This is a genomic window from Pasteurella canis, from assembly GCF_020810675.1.
Lineage (GTDB): Bacteria > Pseudomonadota > Gammaproteobacteria > Enterobacterales > Pasteurellaceae > Pasteurella > Pasteurella canis.
In genome coordinates this window covers 498,452-522,043 of record NZ_CP085871.1, presented here as the reverse complement: position 1 = coordinate 522,043, position 23,592 = coordinate 498,452, and the positions used below count along the sequence as shown (strand labels likewise).

Here is a 23,592-nt window from a genome sequence, read left to right as displayed (position 1 = left end):
AAACAGTCATGTATGAGCTAAACTCAATACTTTAGAAAACAAACGTTTAAACACTAATGGAATAGATTGAGTCCCTCTTTTTGCTATTTCATTAGATAAAGCTATAGCTAAATCTGGTTTAGAAGTACGCTGAATAGCACGCTGAATGATTTTTGTCATTGGATAATAAGTTGACTTTGCCTCCCAATTTGCAAGACGGATAAAAACATCTGCAAATCCATTCACATAAAAAAAATGTTCAATATCACGCTTAGGTAACATTGTTATCCTTTCTGTCAACGGTGTGTTGTCATCCAACATTATTCTTACAACATCTCGATAGTTTCTTCCTGCATCATCGCCATCGACTAAGACATACCATTCGATACCCATCGCTTTAGCATACTTGATTAATGGTTTTAATCCACTCTGTGCAAATTCAACGATACGAATTCCTTCCATATCTAAATTCAATTCTAATAATTTAGCCAGTTCGGATAAAATCCAAACCTCAGTTTCTCCTTCTACTAATATCCACATACTAGAAAAAAGTGCTAAGCTGCGATTATGATGGATATGAAAACTTAAACGTCGAAAATCTTCTTTATTTAAATCACGCCGACTAAGCTGAAAACTTTTTGTTTTTTCTGATGTTCTTACCAAACGACAAATAGATCCTAACTGGACTTGTGAAATCAACTCTACCGAATTCGTAGTAGTAATACGTTGCACAGGTAAATAGCTTACTAATTCCCACATAATTGCTACCATACGTGGATGTAATCTTGCATCAGGATCTTCAAATAAAATAATAGGACGAGTAAAGCGTCCGAAATGAATATACTTATTTTTAATAAATAACGAAGCTAATGAAAAAAATAACTTTTTACGTAAACGATGCGTTTCATCTTGCTTCAATTTCAAGCAAAGTAGTTTTGCTTTATGCCAAAGGAGTGTCGTATCTTGCGTTATATCACTCACATTTTTATGACTTAAAAAATAATGGCATAACAATATCATAACAGCTTGAATTTCATCTTGAAGATCGTCATTCACTTTTGATGTTACTAAATTAAATGCATAATGTGGACGATTTAAACGTGCATCACGGAAACGATAAACAGGGTGACGTGCAATTAAAGAGAAAACCAACTCATTGACATTTTCAACTGGAACTGCATCACCATTTTCATCTAGAAATGAATATTCTGTATGGATATTTTGTTGTGAGTCTATCTCTCCTTCAACACGTAAATATAAACGTTGATATCCATCCAAATGATTCACAAACAAGTTATGCTGTACATAAGGCTTATTATATTCCTCATTATTTTCCCTTTTATCATTTTCACAAAAAGTAAATAGTAGCGTTAGATGACGTACAGATTGTGATTGCCCTGTGGGAATATGAAAATCTGTTAAAGTGAACTGGTATAAATCTTGTTCCGCATTAAAAATTAAACTCAATGCTGAAAGTAAACTTGACTTCCCCCACATATTTTCCCCGATAAGTACCATATCAGGTCGAAAATGGATCGATAGACGATTAATACCACGAAAACCAACAACCTCTAATTGCCGCAAATACATAAACACCTCTTGTTTTTTTTCTTGCCCAATCTAGAATGGAAATATTAAATGTTCTTTAAGGAAAATAATAATATGTACGAAGGACTTCTGATTGTGCTATGCCCACTTTTCATTGGGTATCTAATAAAAACAAATAATACTATTATCTTAAAATCAATTAATACTATTTTAATGATACTACTTTATATCATTTTATTCATTATGGGATTTTCTCTTGGGCAATTAGATAATTTAGCTCAGAAATTACCTATCATTGCTGTCTCCGCTGCTACATTTGCATTTATTATTCAGTCATTAAATTTAATAGGTTTAATTACTTTTGATCGTTTTTTCCCAAAACCTTTAAAAATCTGCAAACAAGAAATGCCATCACGTTGGAAATTACTATTAGATTCGAGCAAGTTATGTTCAATGGTATTGTTCGGATTTATTGTCGGCTATTACACTAAAACGATTACTACACTACCAAAAAATGCTAGTACCTACGTATTAGTCTGCTTGATTTTTTCTGTAGGTATTCAATTAAGAAACAATGGAATTTCACTACGTGAAGTTCTTTTTAATAAACGAGGTTTAATCACAGGGATGATCTTTATTATCACTTCATTAGTTGGAGGTATAGTATCTGCAATTATTTTACATTTGCCAATTACTCAAGGATTAGCAATTGCTTCTGGCTTTGGTTGGTATTCATTATCAAGCGTGATTATCAATGATGCATGGGGACCAATATTTGGTAGTATCGCTTTTTTTAATGATCTTTCACGTGAAATCACCAGTCTATTTGTTATCCCATTTCTAATGCATAATCATCGTTCTTCTGCTGTGGGGATTTCTGGGGCAACTGCGCTAGATTGTACATTACCAATTATCCAAAAATCAGGAGGGATAGAAGTAGTACCACTAGCTATAAGTTTTGGATTTATTACGAATATCCTTCCTCCAATTTTATTAGTCTTTTTTTCTTCATTCCCAATTTAATTAAAAAATTGAAAAAAGCGATTGGAAACTAGAAAGAGCAAAAAAATAAAGATAAAAAAAGATAAACTTAAACTAAGGGATGTAAAATGACAAACGAAGAGATATAAAGAGATATAAAATGAAGTAAGCTGAAGTAAAAAGAGGCTGAGCTTTGTTTTAGTTTGCTTTAGTTTGGCTTGATTTGGCTTGCTTTGGTTTGCTTTAGTTTGCTTAGTCTTGTCTGCTTTAGCTTTATCTGATTTTATTCCAACTAGATTTTTTCCGCTGCCACTTTATCTCACCCCCCTTCCCATAACAAAAAACCCCAGGTATCTCTACCTAGGGCCTCTCATTTCTACCTGGCGGTGTCCTACTCTCACATGGGGAAACCCCACACTACCATCGGCGTTACAGCGTTTCACTTCTAAGTTCGGCATGGAATTAGGTGGGTCCACTGCACTATCGCCGCCAAGATAATCCTGTTTGATGATTTACTCTCATCTCGCTCTTCACATCTTCATACTCTACCCTCATCCAGTACAGTATAAGATTCTCAATTGTCAACAAGCTGAACTACTATCCTTTCTCTCCAACCCCTACAGTCAGAAACATGTCGTCTTGTATTAAAAATACTTGAGCGTTGTATAGTTAAGCCTCTCGGGCAATTAGTATCTGTTAGCTCAACGTCTCGCAACGCTTACACACCAGACCTATCTACGTCGTAGTCTACAACAACCCTTACTGACTCTAAGTCAGGGATGACTCATCTTAAGGCAAGTTTCGTGCTTAGATGCTTTCAGCACTTATCTCTTCCGCATTTAGCTACCCAGCAATGCCTCTGGCGAGACAACTGGAACACCAGTGATGCGTCCACTCCGGTCCTCTCGTACTAGGAGCAGCCCCTTTCAATCATCCAACGCCCACGGCAGATAGGGACCGAACTGTCTCACGACGTTCTAAACCCAGCTCGCGTACCACTTTAAATGGCGAACAGCCATACCCTTGGGACCTACTTCAGCCCCAGGATGTGATGAGCCGACATCGAGGTGCCAAACACCGCCGTCGATATGAACTCTTGGGCGGTATCAGCCTGTTATCCCCGGAGTACCTTTTATCCGTTGAGCGATGGCCCTTCCATTCAGAACCACCGGATCACTATGACCTGCTTTCGCACCTGCTCGACTTGTCTGTCTCGCAGTTAAGCTTGCTTATACCATTGCACTAACCTGACGATGTCCGACCGTCATTAGCAAACCTTCGTGCTCCTCCGTTACGCTTTGGGAGGAGACCGCCCCAGTCAAACTACCCACCAGACACTGTCCGAGTACCCGTTTCAGGCACTTCGTTAGAACATCAAACGTTAAAGGGTGGTATTTCAAGGACGCCTCCAACAACACTGGCGTGTCATCTTCAAAGGCTCCCACCTATCCTACACATCAAAATTCAATGTTCAGTGTCAAGCTATAGTAAAGGTTCACGGGGTCTTTCCGTCTAGCCGCGGGTACACCGCATCTTCACGGCGATTTCAATTTCACTGAGTCTCGGGTGGAGACAGCCTGGCCATCATTATGCCATTCGTGCAGGTCGGAACTTACCCGACAAGGAATTTCGCTACCTTAGGACCGTTATAGTTACGGCCGCCGTTTACTGGGGCTTCGATCAGGAGCTTCTCTTTCGATAACACCATCAATTAACCTTCCAGCACCGGGCAGGCATCACACCCTATACGTCCACTTTCGTGTTTGCAGAGTGCTGTGTTTTTAATAAACAGTTGCAGCCAGCTGGTATCTTCGACCGGTTCAACCTTCAATCGCGAGGATTTACAATCTACGCCGGCGCACCTTCTCCCGAAGTTACGGTGCTATTTTGCCTAGTTCCTTCACCCGAGTTCTCTCAAGCGCCTGAGTATTCTCTACCTGACCACCTGTGTCGGTTTTCAGTACGGTTTAGATAAACCTGAAGCTTAGTGGCTTTTCCTGGAAGTGTGGTATCAGTTACTTCAGTGCCGTAGCACCTCGTCATCAGCTCTCAGTGTTGTATAAGAGACCGGATTTGCCTAATCTCTCCACCTACCACCTTAAACGACCATCCAACAGGTCGATAACCTAACCTTCTCCGTCCCCACATCGCAGTTTATCCAAGTACGGGAATATTAACCCGTTTCCCATCGACTACGCTTTTCAGCCTCGCCTTAGGGGCCGACTCACCCTGCCCCGATTAACGTTGGACAGGAACCCTTGGTCTTCCGGCGAACGAGTTTTTCACTCGTTTTATCGTTACTTATGTCAGCATTCGCACTTGTGATACGTCCAGCAAACCTCTCGATTCACCTTCATCCGCTTACACAACGCTCCCCTACCCAACAGAATAAATTCTGATGCCGCAGCTTCGGTGCTATATTTAGCCCCGTTACATCTTCCGCGCAGGCCGACTCGACTAGTGAGCTATTACGCTTTCTTTAAATGATGGCTGCTTCTAAGCCAACATCCTAGCTGTCTAAGCCTTCCCACTTCGTTTCCCACTTAATATAGACTTTGGGACCTTAGCTGGCGGTCTGGGTTGTTTCCCTCTCCACGACGAACGTTAGCACCCGCCGTGTGTCTCCTGAGTATCACTCTTCGGTATTCGCAGTTTGCATCGGGTTGGTAATCCGGGATGGACCCCTAGCCGAAACAGTGCTCTACCCCCGAAGGTGTCCGCTCAAGGCTCTACCTAAATAGATTTCGGGGAGAACCAGCTATCTCCCGGTTTGATTGGCCTTTCACCCCCAGCCACAAGTCATCCGCTAATTTTTCAACATTAGTCGGTTCGGTCCTCCAGTTAGTGTTACCCAACCTTCAACCTGCCCATGGCTAGATCACCGGGTTTCGGGTCTATACCTTGCAACTAAAACGCCCAGTTAAGACTCGGTTTCCCTTCGGCTCCCTTATTCAGTTAACCTCGCTACAAAATATAAGTCGCTGACCCATTATACAAAAGGTACGCAGTCACCCTTTCAGGCTCCCACTGCTTGTACGTACACGGTTTCAGGTTCTATTTCACTCCCCTCACAGGGGTTCTTTTCGCCTTTCCTTCACAGTACTGGTTCACTATCGGTCAATCAGGAGTATTTAGCCTTGGAGGATGGTCCCCCCATCTTCAAACAGGATTTCTCGTGTCCCGCCTTACTTATCGTAAGCTTAGTACCACAACCTGGACTTCGAGTACGGGATTATCACCCTCTGTGATTTGGCTTCCCAGCCAATTCCTCTGTCTCTGTTGTTATCACTTACTGGCTCCTCCGCTTTCGCTCGCCGCTACTTACAGAATCTCGGTTGATTTCTTTTCCTCGGGGTACTTAGATGTTTCAGTTCTCCCGGTTCGCCTCATTATCCTATTTATTCAGATAATGATAGTAGATTCTTCATCTACTGGGTTTCCCCATTCGGACATCTTGGATTAAACGCTTCTTATCAACTCATCCAAGCTTTTCGCAGATTAGCACGTCCTTCTTCGCCTCTGATTGCCTAGGCATCCACCGTGTACGCTTAGTCACTTAACTATACAACCTCAAGTACTTTTCTATACTTAATGTTGCTATTAACTACTAAACACTTGACTGCCTTTTCTCAGTCAAGATTTTTTCTACTCAGACTTCATGTTATTCATCACTTTATATTTACATTACTTACTTCTAAATACAAAGCAATAAACTTGAAAGTCTCTTCAGTTTTTCAGCTTGTTTCCAATTTTTTAAAGAACTAATAGACAAAAATAAACAACCTAATATAAAACTCATTACATCATCTTTATATCAGTTGTTTTACTATCATCATTGCTAAATATTTTTATTGATTAAGTAACTAACAACTTATCAAACAATTAAGTTATCAATTATTTGAAAGCTTAATAAAACTTAACCAAAAAATATTTAGCAATGATGATTTTTGGTGGAGATAAGCGGGATCGAACCGCTGACCTCCTGCGTGCAAGGCAGGCGCTCTCCCAGCTGAGCTATATCCCCATTTACATCATAATACTATCAACTAGAATCCCATTTGCTTATCACTCATCATTGAGTGGTGGGTCTGAGTGGACTTGAACCACCGACCTCACCCTTATCAGGGGTGCGCTCTAACCACCTGAGCTACAGACCCAACAGGATTTTAGGTTGCTTCTCTAATTTACACAATCCATCAAACAATCTGTGTGAACACTTGCTGTCATCCCATTTTAGGTAAGGAGGTGATCCAACCGCAGGTTCCCCTACGGTTACCTTGTTACGACTTCACCCCAGTCATGAATCATACCGTGGTGAACGCCCTCGTTTCCGTTAAGCTATCCACTTCTGGTACAACCCACTCCCATGGTGTGACGGGCGGTGTGTACAAGGCCCGGGAACGTATTCACCGCAACATTCTGATTTGCGATTACTAGCGATTCCGACTTCATGGAGTCGAGTTGCAGACTCCAATCCGGACTTAGATGCACTTTCTGAGATTCGCTCAACGTCGCCGTCTCGCCGCCCTCTGTATGCACCATTGTAGCACGTGTGTAGCCCTACTCGTAAGGGCCATGATGACTTGACGTCATCCCCACCTTCCTCCAGTTTGTCACTGGCAGTCTCCTTTGAGTTCCCGACCAAATCGCTGGCAACAAAGGATAAGGGTTGCGCTCGTTGCGGGACTTAACCCAACATTTCACAACACGAGCTGACGACAGCCATGCAGCACCTGTCTCTAAGTTCCCGAAGGCACAAGCTCATCTCTGAGCTCTTCTTAGGATGTCAAGAGTAGGTAAGGTTCTTCGCGTTGCATCGAATTAAACCACATGCTCCACCGCTTGTGCGGGCCCCCGTCAATTCATTTGAGTTTTAACCTTGCGGCCGTACTCCCCAGGCGGTCGATTTATCACGTTAGCTTCGGGCACCAAACATAAAGTCCAATCCCCAAATCGACAGCGTTTACAGCGTGGACTACCAGGGTATCTAATCCTGTTTGCTCCCCACGCTTTCGCACATGAGCGTCAGTACATTCCCAAGGGGCTGCCTTCGCCTTCGGTATTCCTCCACATCTCTACGCATTTCACCGCTACACGTGGAATTCTACCCCTCCCTAAAGTACTCTAGACTCCCAGTCTGAAATGCAGTTCCCAAGTTAAGCTCGGGGATTTCACATCTCACTTAAAAGTCCGCCTGCGTGCCCTTTACGCCCAGTTATTCCGATTAACGCTCGCACCCTCCGTATTACCGCGGCTGCTGGCACGGAGTTAGCCGGTGCTTCTTCTGTAATTAACGTCAATGATATTATCTATTCAATAATACCCCTTCCTCATCACCGAAAGAACTTTACAACCCGAAGGCCTTCTTCATTCACGCGGCATGGCTGCGTCAGGGTTCCCCCCATTGCGCAATATTCCCCACTGCTGCCTCCCGTAGGAGTCTGGGCCGTGTCTCAGTCCCAGTGTGGCTGGCCATCCTCTCAGACCAGCTAGAGATCGCAGGCTTGGTAGGCCTTTACCCCACCAACTACCTAATCCCACTTGGGCTCATCTTATGGCAAGTGGCCTTACGGTCCCACCCTTTCATCTCTCGATTATACGCGGTATTAGCTGCAGTTTCCCACAGTTATCCCCCTCCATAAGCCAGATTCCCAAGCATTACTCACCCGTCCGCCACTCGTCAGCAAAAAAAGCAAGCTTTCTTCCTGCTACCGTTCGACTTGCATGTGTTAAGCCTGCCGCCAGCGTTCAATCTGAGCCATGATCAAACTCTTCAATTCAAAGTTCAATCGCTCAATAAACTGCTTAGCTAAAGTTTACACTTCTATTTAATATTAAACTCTTAATATTAAATCAGTATGAATTTTCAGTTATAAGCACCTATCAAGACTTCAATAATTAAAATTTTTTTCAAAATGAAATCAATCAACAAGTGCCCACACAGATTGTCTGATAAATTGTTAAAGAACAAAATTGGTCGGCGAGATAGGATTTGAACCTACGACCCACTGGTCCCAAACCAGTTGCGCTACCAAGCTGCGCTACTCGCCGACACTAAATAATTTGGGGTGGCTAATGGGACTTGAACCCACGACAACCGGAATCACAATCCGGGGCTCTACCAACTGAGCTATAGCCACCATCAACTTTAGTTTTTATTGCATTAAACCTCTGGCACGCTCGACAGGATTTGAACCTGCGACCTTTGGCTCCGGAGGCCAACGCTCTATCCAACTGAGCTACGAGCGCTCATCGCGTCGTTGCGGGGCGTATATTAATGAGTTACAAAACACTTGTCTAGTACTTTTTTGAAAAAAAAACTCATTAGATAGTTTTTTGTTCAATTTGGATAGGAATTTTTAAATATACGCCTATTTCTTATAAATTTGAAGTTATTTGATTATTTTATTACGCGAATTAAATACAACTAAAAATAACAATGCAACTAAAAACCCTATAATTGCCCCTGATATCCCCCAACACAAACGATTAGGTGAAGCAGGGTCGAGCGGCTGAGTCGGTCGTTTAGCATAACGATACGCCGTAAACTGCTCATCTAGTGGGCTGACGGCTCTCATCATTTGTAACTGTCCCTGCCAATCTTGCTTAAAATCAACTACATTTGATGTATTTTTCCCCAAGTTAAATTCTGTCGCATTCTTAACACGTTCAAATACTACTTTCCATTTTGTGATTAAATTACTATAGATAACTTGACGAGTTTCCTGATTAACATAATCAATAAATGCACTCAGTAATTCTGTAGCCAGTTTTGGATTTTCAAGCTCAAGAGTGATTGTATCAGCAAGTTCATTAGAATGCCCCATCTGAAATTTTATATTCTTTATTAACTTTTCTAATAAGGCAAGATCAATATGGGATTCACCTGTTTGTTTTTGTTTATAATATTCACTAGTCTGCCAAAAATGACGAATTAGATTGTCTGAATTTAACTGTCTTCTAAATTCATGATAAACAATATCTGTCTCATCTATGTTGTTATTATCTTGATCTTGAATAAATTGATAAGTTGAGGAAAGTGAGTAATAGTTACCTAATGAAACAACATTTGGTCTTTCTACTTTTGCCTCTGCAATCCAAGACTTATTCACAGAAAAACTACTCCCATAAGCAATAACAGCTCCAATAAGACTGATACTGATCATAGAAAAGATGTTTTTTAATAAAGTGCGGTCTGTTTTTTCAAAATTTTCTGTTTGAGTCATTATTTGCTCCTTGTTTGAATACGTTTTGCTCTTCTTTTCATTCGACGGATCCAACGTGTAATACGCCATGCACGAGTAATTGAGTAAGAATACATAAAAAATAAAAGGATGAAGCCACCAAACATGAGCCATTCATTAATATAGAAAATTTCCCCAAGAATTCCTATCACAGCACAAATTAGTGCAGCAAACGTAATAAGTAGAAATGCTTGTCTAGAAGTCAAACCTGCTCGCATCATAAGATGATGTATATGTAGTCGATCTGGGCGAAATGGACTTTTACCCTTACGTAATCGACGATACATAATGGCGACCATATCAATTAATGGAATAGCGATAATCCAAAGAGCGGTAACAGGATTCATAGGATGCCCTTTACCTTGTGTACTTAATAACAAAATCCAAATAATTGTAAAACCAATAAGAGTACTTCCAGCATCCCCCATGAATACTTTAAATTTAGCACCTAATGGAATACCGAGGTTCATCATAAAATAAGGTAAAATAGCAATAATTAGTGCAAAGCTCCAATAAGCTAGATCAAGTTGGTTATCCATAACCAACAAAATACCTATTGAAGCAAATGCGACACTAGATAAACCACCCAATAACCCATCAATACCATCAATCATATTAAAGGCATTAATTGCAGCAATAGTTGCTAATACTGTAATAATTAGACCTATTGAGCCAAGTGTTAATTGAAATGGTCCTATAATCTGCCCTAAATGATCTAAATACAGATTACCAAGATCAATCATCAACACCGCTAATATTGCTTGGACTCCTGCACGTAAAAATGGACTAATATCAAAACGATCGTCAATAATGCCTATAACTAATAAAATAAAAATACTAAATAGATAAAGCGTAGGCAGACGCATTTGCCCCCATTCTAATAAATAGAAACAAAAATTTCCGACAAACAACGAAATGCCACCTATGAGAGGGATAGCACCTTGATGTTTTTTACGGTAATTTGGCTTATCGACTAAACCAAATTTATTAGCAATAGGGCGCATGATAAGCAATGTTAAAAAAGCCCCTAAAAAAGTAACAAATAGACTCAACAACATTAGAAATTTCCTTTGAAGTTTTATGGGCGAAGAATACCATAAACCCTTTTTCTTCCATAAATATTTTTATCTATTTACCACTTTTTACAGTAAAATAAAAATAATTTGATTTATAACTTAGGATTTTATTATGACAACCTCTGCATCTTTATTTCAACGTGCACAACACACTATTCCTGGTGGCGTAAACTCACCAGTAAGAGCCTTTAAGGGCGTTGGTGGTACTCCTATTTTCATTGAAAAAGCACAAGGTGCTTATATTTTTGACACAGAGGGAAAACAATATATTGATTATGTCGGTTCGTGGGGACCTATGATTCTGGGGCATAATCATCCCACTATTTTAAATGCTGTAATAAAAACTGCAGAAAATGGTTTAAGCTTTGGTGCACCGACACTATTAGAGATCGAACTTGCTGAATTGGTTTGCTCTCTTATTCCATCTATGGAAATGGTTCGTATGGTCAGCTCAGGGACTGAGGCAACGATGTCTGCCATTCGGCTTGCTCGAGGTTATACTAAGCGAGATAAAATCATTAAATTTGAAGGTTGTTACCACGGGCATGCTGATTCATTATTAGTAAAAGCAGGATCGGGGGCGCTCACGTTAGGACAGCCAAACTCTCCAGGTGTACCAGCTGATTTTGCGAAACACACCTTGACCTGCCAATATAATGATCTTGAATCTGTCAAACAAGCATTTATACAATTTCCGAATGAAATTGCTTGTATCATCGTTGAACCTGTTGCTGGCAATATGAATTGTGTTCTACCTAAACCACATTTTTTACAAGGTCTACGAGAACTTTGTGATCAATATAATGCGGTATTTATTATTGATGAAGTTATGACAGGCTTCCGTGTTGCTTTAGGCGGAGCACAGTCTTATTACAATGTAAAACCCGATTTGACTTGCCTTGGCAAAGTCATTGGAGGTGGTATGCCAGTTGGCGCATTTGGTGGTAAAAAAGAAATTATGGAATATATTGCACCAACAGGTCCAGTTTACCAAGCAGGGACATTATCTGGTAACCCAATTGCCATGGCAGCTGGATTAGCTTGTTTAAATGAACTCAAACAACCAGGTAATGAACAACAGCTTACAGTACAGACTGAAAAATTAGCTTTAGGTCTAAAAACATTAGCAAAGAAACATCAAGTACCTTTTGTCGTTAATTACGTAGGCGGTATGTTCGGTTTATTTTTCACAGACCAAGAAGAGGTATCTTCTTATCAGGATGTCATGACATCTGACATACAAAAATTTAATAGTTTTTTCCATAATATGTTAGCAGAAGGTATCTACCTTGCACCTTCTGCCTTTGAAGCGGGCTTTATGTCTTTAGCCCATTCAGAGCAAGATATTGAACGTACTTTACAAGCTGCTGATATTGCGTTCGCCGCTTTAGCGGGTAATTAATCACAAAATATGACAAAAACAGACCGCACTTTTGTAAAGCAAATCTAAAGTGCGGTCATTTTTCAGTGGCTTTACTGACTTTCTAGTGCAAGACTTGATAAAGTCGATCTTGCAATTTTGCTCTTTCAGTTGCAGTAAGCGCCTTATTCTGATGATTAGTCAAAATAAAGAAATCTTCAGCTCTTTCACCAATTGTAGTAATTTTTGCATTCAGCAAATTCAATTTTAACTCACTAAATACTTGGCTCACTTTAGCTAATAAACCCGTTTGATCTAGCGCAAATAATTCCATTTCAGTCTGTTCTGGACGGTTTTCTTTTAAAAAACGGATCTCTGTTTTTACGTTAAAATGAGCTAATTTAGGATTAGGTAATACTGTATTTTTTATCGGCTGAGTTGTGCTAAGTGCTTTAGTAAGTGCTTTTTCTAAACTACGACGACGCTCAAATTTTACTAATTGACCATCTAATTCGGTCACAATAAAACTATCAAAGACATATCCATCATGACTCGTTATAATTTGTGCATCATGAATACTAAATTTTTTTGCTCCAATTGTGGTCACGACGTTATTAAATAAATTAGGTTGATCTTTACAATACACAAAAACCTCTGTTCCACCCTCTGAAAATCGATTACTAATTTTCACTAATAATTCTTGATTTGACTCACATAATAATTGTGTATGCCATGCAATTTGTTTTGGTGTATTACGCAAAAAATATTCATCTGGACATCTTTGCCAGATTGCTATGATTTGTTGTTCGTTAATTTCCGTATTCTGAGCTAACAATGCTAATGCTTGCTGACGATGTGTATCAATTTTTTGCTGATGATCAAGTAAACAATCCATACCTTGATCAAATTGTTGACGGGTAAACTGGTATAAAGTAGCAATTAATGTACGTTTCCAGCTATTCCATAATGTTTCATTCGTTGCACAAATATCAGCAACAGTTAAACAAGTCAAATAATCTAAACGGACTTGGTTTTGTACTGTTTCTGCAAAATTTAATACTACTTCTGGATCATGAATATCACGTCTTTGTGCCGTCACGGACATTAATAAATGTTCTTTTACTAACCATACTAATGTCTGAATCTCACGCTGATCAAAACCATGTAACTGAGCAAATTCTGCAACATCAATAGCCCCTAATTCAGCATGTTCTCCTCCCCTCCCTTTTGCAATATCATGAAATAATGCAGCAATATATACTAAAGTGCGGTCGTTTAATCGTGGAAATATTTGACTGCACACAGGATGTATTTGCTGACTTTCGGGATCTAAAAAATGCTCTAACTTCAATAAAGTGCGTAACGTATGTTCATCAACAGTATAACAATGAAATAAATCAAATTGCATTAACCCTGCTATATGATGCCATTGTGGTAAATAAGCATTTAATACTCCATATTTGTGCATAGGTACGAAAGCTCGCTCAATCGCTTTAGGTTGATTAAATAAACGTAAGAATTTTTCTCGTGCAATCGGATAATCACTCAGGCATCTATCTAATTGCTTAAGTGAAAGGTGTAGCTGACGCAATGTTGAAGAATGTATTTCAGCTTGATGATATTGGGTTAAATGAAAAAAAAGATCGAGAATTATTTCAGGTTGTTGTATAAAAATCTGAGGCTGTCTTAAGCAAATTGCATTATTTACGCGTTGAAAATAACTATCTAAGATTTGTATTTGAACAGTATCGTCAGTTTGTAAAAAATGTTCATGATAATGTTTAACTAACAAATCACTTAATAAAGAAATTGTTTGTAGTGCTTGAAAAAATGCTTTCATCATCTTCTCTACACCATGATTTGATGAAGCATCAAATCCCAATAATTCGGCAACTCGGATTTGCCTCTCAAACAAAAGGCGATTGTCATAGCGTTTTAACATTAAATGTAACGCAAAACGTACTTGGAATAAAAACTGCTGACTTTCTTGTAACAACCCATATTCTTCAGGATAAATAAAGCCTGATTTTAAAATATCATCTAAATTTTTAGCACCAGTATGGCGTAATGCTATCCAATACAATAAATGTAAGTCACGTAATCCACCTGGACTATGTTTAATATCTGGTTCAAGGTTGTAACTGGTATTATTATAACGTTGATAGCGTAAAGTACGTTCTTCTGTTTTGGCATAAAAGAAAATATCGCATGGCCAAAAATCAGCTCGTTGTACAAGATTCATTAATTGCTTAAATTGCGTTTTATTACCAATTAAATAACGAGCTTCTAATAAATTGGTTGCAATAGTGATGTCTTGTTGTCCTTCAATGTTGCATTCAGATAAAGTACGCACTGCATGCCCCACATCAAAGCCACTATCCCATAAAAATTGAACAAATTGACTAATTTGATGACTTGTTTTCTGATCAAGCGCTTGTTCAGTTAAAATTAAAAAATCTAAATCTGATAACGGAAACATTTCTTGACGACCATATCCCCCAACCGCAATAAGTGTTAACTGTGAGTTATCCGCTAATTGAAATCGTTGCCAAAGGTCACACAAAAGCTGGTCACAAAACAGGGTGCGATTCGCAATGAGCTCATATACGGAAAAACGGGCAAAATGTTGTTGCTCAAATTGTTTTAAATTTTCCTTCTGAATTTTAACCGCACTTGCTTGCAACTCTATCACTGGGGAATATGAAAAAAGCATACTTGCCTCAATATTAATATAAAAAATGGCTGAAAATTCAGCCATATTATCTAAGAGATTATTACAAATTCACCATAATACGTTCAATACGTCCTGTCGCGATTTCTTCATCACGAATTGTCATCACTTCACAGCCAGTTTCAGTCACAACAAGTTGATGTTCATACTGTGCTGAATGACTACGGTCTTTGGTTTTCACAGTCCAGCCATCTCCCATTAAACGAACTTCTTTTTTACCAGCATTGATCATTGGCTCAATAGTAAACACCATACCCGGTTGTAATATAACACCACCATCATCTGCATAATAATGTAAAACTTGTGGCTCACAATGAAACTCAGATCCAATACCATGTCCACAATATTCGCGTACCACACTAAATCCTTGGCTTTCAGTATATTTTTGTACAGCACGACCAATCTCATTTAAACGAATACCTGGCTTAACAGTTCTCAAGCCAACATATAAAGCTTCTTGTGCTGCTTCACAAAGTTTCTGACTACGAACATTGGTTTCACCCACAATATACATTTTGGAGTTATCGCCAAAATATCCATCTTTGATCACAGTCACATCAATATTGACAATATCACCGTGCTTTAAAATTTTATCATCGCGCGGAATCCCATGACAGACGACTTCATTAATAGATATACAAGTCGCTTTAGGAAAGCCATGGTAACCAAGACAAGCTGGAATAGTTTTTTGCTGCTCAACCATATATGAATGGCAAATACGGTCTAATTCTCCTGTGCTTACACCTTCTTTGACATAAGGTTCAATCATCACTAATACATCTGAAGCTAATTTACAAGCTTCGCGCAATTTCACAATTTCTTCTTCTGTTCTTAATGGAATTGCCATATTAAAATTTCTCTCCATAAAACTGACTTGTACAAGAATTATAACATTATATTCCTTAAAAATCCTTGATAAATTCTTGAACGGATTAGTCGGTTATTAGATAATACACAAATTCAGTTGAAATTATAGCGAGATAAATTATGACAGATATTTCTGTGCCATTAACCTTTACCGATGCGGCTGCAAATAAAGTAAAAACACTCATTAGTGAAGAAGAAAATCCGAACTTAAAATTACGTGTTTATATCACAGGCGGTGGTTGTAGTGGCTTCCAGTATGGCTTCACATTTGATGAAAAAGTTAATGAGGGCGATCTCACTATTGAGAAATCAGGTGTACAATTAGTTATTGATCCAATGAGCCTACAATATCTTATCGGCGGAACAGTCGATTATACAGAGGGTTTAGAGGGCTCTCGTTTTATCGTTAATAATCCTAATGCTTCAACAACTTGTGGCTGTGGTTCATCATTCAGTATCTAATATGGATTTTCAATTTACTTCTCAGTTAGGCTCAATTATCGTGAAATGTTCTATGGAACACGAGGCGATAGCTAATTGGTTTAATAGTGAAGTGCGGTCAGATTCTAATAAAATTCAAGACCTACTTCATCGACTCCAACTACTTAAAGCACAAGAGGAATTTACTTTAATTGGTCACGAATATACGCTTTTTGTTAATCAAGAGGAAATCATGGTTCGTGCGAATAATTTGATGATTGAAAATGATCAACCACTTGAAGATGACTTTCATTATTATGATGAAGAAAGCATCGCTTTTTGTGGAACGGATGATTTTATTCATTTATTACAAGCTTATTTAGATTTTACTCAACCATAATTCTTCGACCTCATTCGAGAATGCCCTATGTCAAAAGTAAAAAAAGCCAAATCGACACGAAAAAAATCTTGGTTCATATTATTCATTAAACTCGCCTTCACTTTGACCTGTCTATTAACTTTCTATGCGGTGTATTTAGATTGGCAAATAAGAACTAAAATGAATGGGCAAATTTGGCGCCTCCCAGCTGAAGTATATAGTCGGATTGAGAGTATCCGCCTTGAAGATCACCTAACATTCGAACAAGTAAAACAATTATTACTTGATAACGAATACCGCCAGACTAAGCTGATTGCAGCACCTGGTGATTTCAAAGTTGAAGACAATACTATCGTGTTATTACGCCGAGCATTTCCTTTTCCTGTACAGCCTGAAGCACAGCGTGTTTTTCGTCTACGCTTTCAAAATGAGCACTTAAATGTTATTGAAGATTTAATTAACCAACATACTATTTCAGAATTTCGCCTCGCACCTAAATTAATTGCAATGCTACAATCAGACAAAGAAGAACGTCTTGCAATTACCTTACAAAATTATCCACGTTTGCTCATTGATGCTCTGTTATTAACTGAAGATCGTCGATTTTACCAGCACGAAGGCATTAGTTTACTTGGTATTGCACGTGCAACAATAACCAATATCCAAGCAGGACATACCGTTCAAGGTGGCAGCACCTTGACTCAGCAACTAGTCAAAAATCTTTTTTTGACGAATGAACGAACATTAACTCGTAAACTAAATGAGGCTTTAATGGCGGTCATTTTGGATTGGCGTTATGATAAAAATCGTATTTTAGAGACTTATCTGAATGAGATTTATTTAGGACAAAGTGGTGATATACAAATTCATGGTTTTGAATTAGCTAGCTATTTTTATTTTGGACGATCGACACGTGAAATTAGCCTTGATCAGATTGCGTTATTAGTTGGAATGGTAAAAGGTCCATCTTTATACAATCCTTGGCGTAATCCTAAGAATGCGATAGAACGCCGTAATGTTGTGTTAGCGTTGTTACGAGATCATAAGGTGATCGGTGACGAACTTTACCAAATGTTAATTCAACGACCATTAGGCGTACAAGAACGTGGGCAAATAACACGTAAATATCCAGCATTCATTCAAACACTACAAGCCGAACTACGTGAACAATTAGGTGAAAATAAGGCTAGTAATTTATTAGGTGCGCGTATTTTTTCGACGTTAGATATCAAACAACAAACTCATGCCGAAAATGCTGTTGTCAATGCGACATCGACTTTGCAAGCTAAGCATAAAAATCCTCATTTACAAGCAGCTATGGTTATTGCTGACTATCGTTTAGGTGAAGTACGTGCATTAGTAGGTGGTTTACAAACACAATATGCGGGGTTTAACCGTGCATTAAGTGCCAAGAGACAAATCGGCTCCTTAGTGAAGCCCTCTATCTATTTAGCTGCACTTGCCCAACCCGAGCATTTTCGCTTAAATACTCCTATTCAAAACCAACCAATCACAATTAATATTAAAGGTAGCCCACCTTGGCAACCACGTAATTACGATCGCAAATACAGTGGTCCAGTGATGTTTATGGATGCCTTAGCTCGCTCATTAAATATTCCAACTGTGAATATCGGTATGCAAGTTGGTTTAACTAATGTCATTGAAACACAGCAAAAAATGGGGTGGGATAAAGTAAAAATTCCAAAAGTACCATCAACTTTATTAGGTGCTTATGCTATTTCACCTTATGAAGTTACTCATTTATATCAAGTCATTGCAAACCAAGGTCAAAAAATTCCATTAGCGACGATTGACAGTGTCACTGATCAACAAGGTAATTTATTATATCAACGTCGTTTAGAACCAGAACGTGTCGTGCCAGCAGAAGCAGCTTACCAGACACTGTATGCTATGCAACAAACCGTTGAACGAGGCACTGCACGTAGCTTGCAAACGCAGTTTGCCCATTTACACTTAGCAGGAAAAACAGGTACGACAAATGACGCACGTGATACATGGTTTGTTGGGATTGATGGCACACATATTGCCACAGTTTGGTTAGGGCGAGATGATAACGCTGAAACAAAATTGACAGGCGCTTCTGGAGCATTACAAGTATATAGAGACTACTTACAGCGTAATACTACACGTCCTCTGAATTTAGCCTCATTAGCTACAATAGAGTGGATAGGTATTAATGAACACGGTGCTTGGGACTGTACAAGTACACGTAAAATTCCTGTGTGGAGAAATAAAGAGCAATCTTTCTGTCAAACGACTGAATCTATACCATATAAACAAAATATTTGGGAGGTATTAGGTCCAGAATACCAATCGCCAAACCTACCTGCTCCAGTAGAAGAAGCAACGGCAAATTAATACATAAAGTGCGGTTAAAATTCTGAAAATTTCAACCGCATTTCATATGCACAATAAATGACTTACAAGTTTTTCAATTTATCCAAAGATGGGGCAAAATAGTAGCTACCTGTCACGGCTTTAGTAAAGCCTAACAAGCGATCGGTTTTACCGTCTTTTTCACCAAACATATTCAACAACTGCTGTTCAATATTATATAAAGTTGCACAATAAGCAATAAAGAATAAACCATGCTTACCACTCGCTGTACCATAAGGTAAGCTCTGACGTAAAATCTTTAACCCAACACCATTCTCTTTTAAATCTGTACGTCCTACATGAGATGTATCTAATTTGTTATCTAATTCAACACTATCAGGCTTTGTACGACCAATAACAGTTTCCTGTTTTGCTGTCGTTAGCTTTTCCCATTTAGTTAAATTGTGTTCATAGCGTTGTGTAAATACATAACTGCCATCAATATCATCGCCTTGTGCAATTAATGCCACTTCAGCACGCTTAGCATCCTGTGGGTTTTCAGTACCATCAACAAATCCTGTAAAATCACGCTCTTCAATCCAGCGGAAACCATGAATCTCCTGTTGAACATCAATTACATCTGCAAACACTGCCATAGCTGCTTGTGCAACAGAAAAGTTAACATCTGGACGTAATGATTGAATGTGAACTAATAGATCATATTGTGTCGCAGGTGCAGAAGCATCGCCTTTACCTAAAGTCATAAAAGGCTTTAATTCTTGCGCACTCTTTTCGCCTGCTAATTGTTTCCAAACTTTATCACCAAATGCGACAACTGCACCCAATCTAGTATCTGGAAATTGTTGTTGTAATTGGGCTAACTTTTCACAAAACTGACGACTTGCCTCTGGAATTGCAGCTAAGTTTGTAATATTTGCCTCTAAATAAATTGCTGCTTTACAATGTTCTAATAATATACCACTTTGCGCTGTCATGTTATTCTCTCTCTATCAAATCTAAAAAGTGACTCAAATTATAAGCAGTTATGCGTTTTTCAACAAATAAAGTTAGATAAAAGATCATAACCGCTTAGATTAAACTAATAGTGGACAGCTGAACCAGTTGAAATCATTTCTAATTGCATATTTTCACTAAATAATAAGATATCATGGTTTCCTAAAACAGTTGCAGAATCACCCTCAATAGATAATGCCGTGCCTTCTGGTAAGGCATATACTTTTGAATTAGGATTAACGATCAGAAATTCAGCTAGTCTTTCCTCTCGACTCTCACCATTATGTCCTTGTGGCTTACCAGAAATAAAATGTGGATTTATTTGATGTGGAAATAAATTTAAGGCATCGAATGATGGAGGATAAGTAATTGGCATATCATTAGTTGTCATAATAGAACAACCAGCAACATTTGCTCCCGCACTCCAACCAAAATAAGGCGTGCCCGATTCAACTTTAGCACGGATTGCTTCAATCAAGTTATGCTCATACATCCCTTTTAACAAACAAAACGTATTCCCACCACCAATTGCAATCACATCAGCTTGCTCAATCATATCTACATGTTTTGCTGCGCGATGAACAGAAATGATATTCACTTGAAGTTCAGCTAGTGCTTTTTGTACTTTTGCTTCATATTCATCATAAGATTGACGTACACCTGCATAAGGAATGAAGGCGACTGTTTTCCCCTGATAATCAGCTAAAAATTGTTTTAACCACGGGATCGTATGGACTAAATAATCGGTTTGTTGGTATTTAGAACCACTCATTAATAACATTTTTTTCATCATAAGCCTCGCTGTATTTTACACTTAATTAATGCTCTCATTATGCAATGCCTCTCAAGAAAGATAAAAATAAAGTTATGTATTTCGTGAGCGAAATCACACAATCCTGTCGTGATGTTAAATTTCCGTTAAGTCAAATTTAAGAACTCTGATAAAACTTGTGCTTTCAATCACATTTTCAACATGTTCTGTTTATTTTTGTTGCGAAAAAAATTCATAAGCGCATAATTGCATTAACGAAGATAATAATCACTATCATTTAGGTTAGTTATATGAGCCGTTTTCATTGGATGCGATATATTTTTTTCACTGTTATAGTTTTTCTCTTTTCCACTGCACAAGCCAAAGATAATTATGCACAATGGGTACAAGATATTGAAAGTCGCCTAGATAAAACTGCATTGTTATACCAGCAAAACAATATTGATGATGCGCGTACTGAAGTACAGATGGCGTATTTTGAAGTTTTTGAAAATCTAGAAGGTCCAATCCGAATTAATTTCTCCGCACAAAAAAGCTATCAAATGGAAGCCACTTTTGGCGAGATTCGTAAAATGATTGGTGAACAAAAACCACTTACGGAAATACAAAATAAAATTGATGGATTAAAAGCAGAGCTGCACGCTGTTTTGCCAGCTCTGACAGAAGGACATCAACTCAATGCTTCTGGACAACATGATGTTTATACTAATCAACACATTGCACAACATTGGCAACAAAGTTTTAAAATCATTGATGATTTATTAGCGCAAGCTATTACAGCTTATGAAAATAGTGATTTTACTCAAGCTAAAAAACTCGTCCAGCAAGCACAATATGATGGTTTTAAAAACTCAGAAATGGAAATGTCAATTCGTCAAAACCGTTCAGCCGCAATTTCTGCAGGAATTAACCAACAGTTTTATGATTTGATCCGTTTGAGTGATAAACCTGATCAAATAAATCATCTAGGCTACCAAATCACAGTATTACTGCAAGATATTGAAGAGCAATTACCTGATTTACCAACCACACGTGAGCATCAAGTTGCACAATCATCAGCAGTGCAACTCACTGATGATACACTAAATCAAGATTGGAATAAGATCACGACTGAAATCAATCAAGGTATCCAAAAAGCTATTGCATTATATCAACAAGGTGATAGTAAAAAAGCAATGCTTACAGTACAGGATACTTACTTTGATGTGTTTGAAAGTAGTGGTATGGAAAATAAAATTGGCTCGCGTGATAGCCAATTTAAAGCTAAGCTTGAAGGCTATTTCACTCGCTTAGTCAGCTTAATTAAAGCGAATGCCAGCATAAATCAATTACAAGAACAGGCCACAGGTTTAGCACAAGACCTGAATAATGCAGTAGATATGCTACAAGGTGAAAACCAAAGCCATTGGTCGATGTTCCTCTATAGCTTACTGATTATTTTACGTGAAGGTCTAGAAGCATTACTCATTGTAGCTGCAATTATCACTTATTTGATCAAAAATAATCATCAAGACAAACTCCCTGTAATTCGCCAATCTGTATATGTCGCATTAATAGGTAGCTTAATTACTGCGGCAATATTCCAGTTAGTCTTTTCAAATGCGGGGGCTAGCCGAGAGCTATTAGAAGGCTTCACTATGATGATCGCGGTAGTCATGTTATTCATGATGAGTTATTGGTTACTTTCTAAGGTTGAAGCACAAAATTGGAAACGTTATTTAGAAGGTAAATTATCTACTGCCCTAACTACAGGCTCATTAGTTGGTTTATGGCTAACTAGCTTTTTAGCGGTCTATCGTGAAGGTGCCGAAACTGTCCTGTTTTATTATGCTTTAGCTGGTGATGCCACAACTGCTGTGAGTTATTTCTATCTTTTGGCGGGCTTTTTTGTTGGCATTATTATTCTGGCAATTTGCTACTTCATCATGCGCTATACCGTCGTGAAATTGCCATTAAAACCATTCTTTATGTTCACCGGCATATTTATGTATCTCATGGCATTTGTTTTTGCAGGAAAAAGTGTTCTTGAGTTAATTGAAGGTAAATTATTTGAACCCACCCTCATTACAGGTATCCCTGAAATTAGTTGGTTAGGTATTTATCCTTATGTTGAAACATTACTACCACAAGTTGTTCTAATTTTTGCAGCAATTTTTGCTTTGTTTTATATGAAGTATCAAAGTAATAAAGCTATTTAATGTTATATATCAATACTTAAAGATTGAGAGGAGATTGAGTATGAAAAAAGCACTTTTCACAACAACCTTGTTAGCTAGCATTTTGGCTGCACCATCCGCATTGGCATTTAAAGAATATCCAATCGGTGAACCTGTCGAAATGAATGGTATGGAAATTGCAGCAGTATATCTACAGCCAGTGGATATGGAGCCACGTGGTATGGGGCTGCCTGCAGCAAAATCTGATATTCACTTAGAAGCAGATATCCATGCGATTAAAGGTAATGTGAATGGTTTCGGTGAAGGTGAATGGATGCCATATTTAACTATCAACTATACTTTAGTAAATACGGATACAGGTGAAAAACAAGAGGGAACATTTATGCCAATGGTAGCTGGCGATGGTCCACACTATGGTTTAAATATTAAAATGATGGGTGTAGGTAACTACAAATTGACATACCACATTGAGCCACCACCAAAAGCAGGTATGCACCGCCACACTGATGAAGAAACTGGTGTGGGTCGTTGGTGGAAGCCATTTGATGTAAGCTATGAATTTAAATACACAGGTTTAAATTGATAAAAAGATAAGGTGCGTGATAAACGCACCTTCGCTATTTGTTATCTACTCTTTTATATTTCCAATGACTATTTCCACATTAAAATAGTCATTGGAAATATTAGTATTTTCATTGAAATATCAT

Annotated in this window: 14 protein-coding genes, 5 tRNA genes and 3 rRNA genes; 7 read left to right on the top strand and 15 right to left on the bottom strand. The window is 38.5% G+C overall.

The window, feature by feature from the left end:
• Nucleotides 1–6 precede the first annotated feature (6 nt).
• Entirely contained in the window at nucleotides 7–1,569 is a 1,563-nt protein-coding gene (locus tag K7G93_RS02415; RefSeq protein ID WP_228400423.1) for a DUF2813 domain-containing protein, read from the bottom strand.
• A 72-nt stretch (nucleotides 1,570–1,641) separates the two neighbouring features.
• On the opposite strand from K7G93_RS02415, the gene K7G93_RS02410 reads away from it, so the two are divergent.
• The gene (locus K7G93_RS02410; RefSeq protein ID WP_049214550.1) at nucleotides 1,642–2,550 is read left to right on the top strand and encodes a LysO family transporter; all 909 of its coding nucleotides are present in this window, start codon (nucleotides 1,642–1,644) and stop codon (nucleotides 2,548–2,550) included.
• Between the two features lie 336 nt (nucleotides 2,551–2,886).
• Here K7G93_RS02410 and rrf read toward each other — a convergent pair.
• The 10 genes from rrf to wecA form a co-directional block, all read right to left on the bottom strand.
• Nucleotides 2,887–3,002 (bottom strand): 5S ribosomal RNA (gene rrf / locus K7G93_RS02405).
• Between the two features lie 171 nt (nucleotides 3,003–3,173).
• Nucleotides 3,174–6,070, bottom strand: a 23S ribosomal RNA gene (locus K7G93_RS02400).
• A 386-nt stretch (nucleotides 6,071–6,456) separates the two neighbouring features.
• Nucleotides 6,457–6,532, bottom strand: a tRNA-Ala gene (locus tag K7G93_RS02395).
• A 56-nt stretch (nucleotides 6,533–6,588) separates the two neighbouring features.
• A tRNA-Ile gene (locus K7G93_RS02390) sits at nucleotides 6,589–6,665 on the bottom strand.
• An 81-nt stretch (nucleotides 6,666–6,746) separates the two neighbouring features.
• Nucleotides 6,747–8,288 (bottom strand): 16S ribosomal RNA (locus tag K7G93_RS02385).
• Together the 16S, 23S and 5S rRNA genes with 5 tRNA genes alongside form the textbook arrangement of a ribosomal RNA operon.
• A 194-nt stretch (nucleotides 8,289–8,482) precedes the next feature.
• A tRNA-Pro gene (locus tag K7G93_RS02380) sits at nucleotides 8,483–8,559 on the bottom strand.
• A 13-nt stretch (nucleotides 8,560–8,572) separates the two neighbouring features.
• Nucleotides 8,573–8,648 (bottom strand) — tRNA-His (locus K7G93_RS02375).
• A 32-nt stretch (nucleotides 8,649–8,680) separates the two neighbouring features.
• Nucleotides 8,681–8,757: transfer RNA gene (locus K7G93_RS02370), tRNA-Arg, on the bottom strand.
• A 143-nt stretch (nucleotides 8,758–8,900) separates the two neighbouring features.
• Nucleotides 8,901–9,734 (bottom strand): LPS chain length-determining protein, encoded by an 834-nt coding sequence (locus K7G93_RS02365; protein WP_226690497.1) that lies wholly within the window; start codon nucleotides 9,732–9,734, stop codon nucleotides 8,901–8,903.
• A complete protein-coding gene (gene wecA / locus K7G93_RS02360) occupies nucleotides 9,734–10,810 on the bottom strand; it encodes a UDP-N-acetylglucosamine--undecaprenyl-phosphate N-acetylglucosaminephosphotransferase (protein WP_226690496.1) in 1,077 nt (358 codons plus the stop codon). The genes K7G93_RS02365 and wecA overlap by 1 nt, the downstream gene beginning before the upstream one ends.
• A 130-nt stretch (nucleotides 10,811–10,940) precedes the next feature.
• On the opposite strand from wecA, the gene hemL reads away from it, so the two are divergent.
• Nucleotides 10,941–12,230 (top strand): glutamate-1-semialdehyde 2,1-aminomutase, encoded by a 1,290-nt coding sequence (gene hemL / locus K7G93_RS02355; RefSeq protein WP_115322824.1) that lies wholly within the window; start codon nucleotides 10,941–10,943, stop codon nucleotides 12,228–12,230.
• A gap of 82 nt (nucleotides 12,231–12,312) precedes the next feature.
• Here the strand turns inward: hemL and glnD are convergent, their stop codons facing one another.
• Complete coding sequence (gene glnD, locus K7G93_RS02350) at nucleotides 12,313–14,901, bottom strand: bifunctional uridylyltransferase/uridylyl-removing protein GlnD (RefSeq protein WP_228400519.1); 2,589 nt, start codon at nucleotides 14,899–14,901, stop codon at nucleotides 12,313–12,315.
• 61 nt (nucleotides 14,902–14,962) lie between these two features.
• Complete coding sequence (gene map, locus K7G93_RS02345) at nucleotides 14,963–15,766, bottom strand: type I methionyl aminopeptidase (protein WP_049215029.1); 804 nt, start codon at nucleotides 15,764–15,766, stop codon at nucleotides 14,963–14,965.
• 140 nt (nucleotides 15,767–15,906) lie between these two features.
• Between map and erpA the strand changes: the two genes are divergently transcribed.
• The 3 genes from erpA to mrcB are packed head-to-tail and all read left to right on the top strand — an operon-like array spanning nucleotide 15,907 to nucleotide 18,964.
• Nucleotides 15,907–16,248 carry an iron-sulfur cluster insertion protein ErpA gene (gene erpA / locus K7G93_RS02340; RefSeq protein WP_049215031.1) on the top strand — a complete coding sequence of 114 codons (342 nt, stop codon included), beginning with the start codon at nucleotides 15,907–15,909 and terminating at the stop codon, nucleotides 16,246–16,248.
• Nucleotide 16,249: 1 nt separating this feature from the next.
• The gene (locus K7G93_RS02335) at nucleotides 16,250–16,606 is read left to right on the top strand and encodes a YacL family protein (protein WP_049215032.1); all 357 of its coding nucleotides are present in this window, start codon (nucleotides 16,250–16,252) and stop codon (nucleotides 16,604–16,606) included.
• Between the two features lie 27 nt (nucleotides 16,607–16,633).
• The gene (gene mrcB, locus K7G93_RS02330) at nucleotides 16,634–18,964 is read left to right on the top strand and encodes a penicillin-binding protein 1B (protein WP_228400422.1); all 2,331 of its coding nucleotides are present in this window, start codon (nucleotides 16,634–16,636) and stop codon (nucleotides 18,962–18,964) included.
• A gap of 62 nt (nucleotides 18,965–19,026) precedes the next feature.
• Here the strand turns inward: mrcB and K7G93_RS02325 are convergent, their stop codons facing one another.
• Together K7G93_RS02325 and pepE are read right to left on the bottom strand one after the other, a co-directional pair.
• A complete protein-coding gene (locus tag K7G93_RS02325; RefSeq protein WP_224046165.1) occupies nucleotides 19,027–19,917 on the bottom strand; it encodes a Dyp-type peroxidase in 891 nt (296 codons plus the stop codon).
• A gap of 104 nt (nucleotides 19,918–20,021) precedes the next feature.
• Nucleotides 20,022–20,726: a dipeptidase PepE gene (gene pepE, locus K7G93_RS02320; protein WP_191135329.1), complete on the bottom strand. Its 705-nt coding sequence runs from the start codon at nucleotides 20,724–20,726 to the stop codon at nucleotides 20,022–20,024.
• Nucleotides 20,727–21,016: 290 nt separating this feature from the next.
• Between pepE and K7G93_RS02315 the strand changes: the two genes are divergently transcribed.
• A complete protein-coding gene (locus K7G93_RS02315) occupies nucleotides 21,017–22,906 on the top strand; it encodes an FTR1 family iron permease (protein ID WP_228400518.1) in 1,890 nt (629 codons plus the stop codon).
• Between the two features lie 40 nt (nucleotides 22,907–22,946).
• Entirely contained in the window at nucleotides 22,947–23,468 is a 522-nt protein-coding gene (locus K7G93_RS02310; protein ID WP_049215042.1) for an iron transporter, read from the top strand.
• Nucleotides 23,469–23,592: the final 124 nt, after the last annotated feature.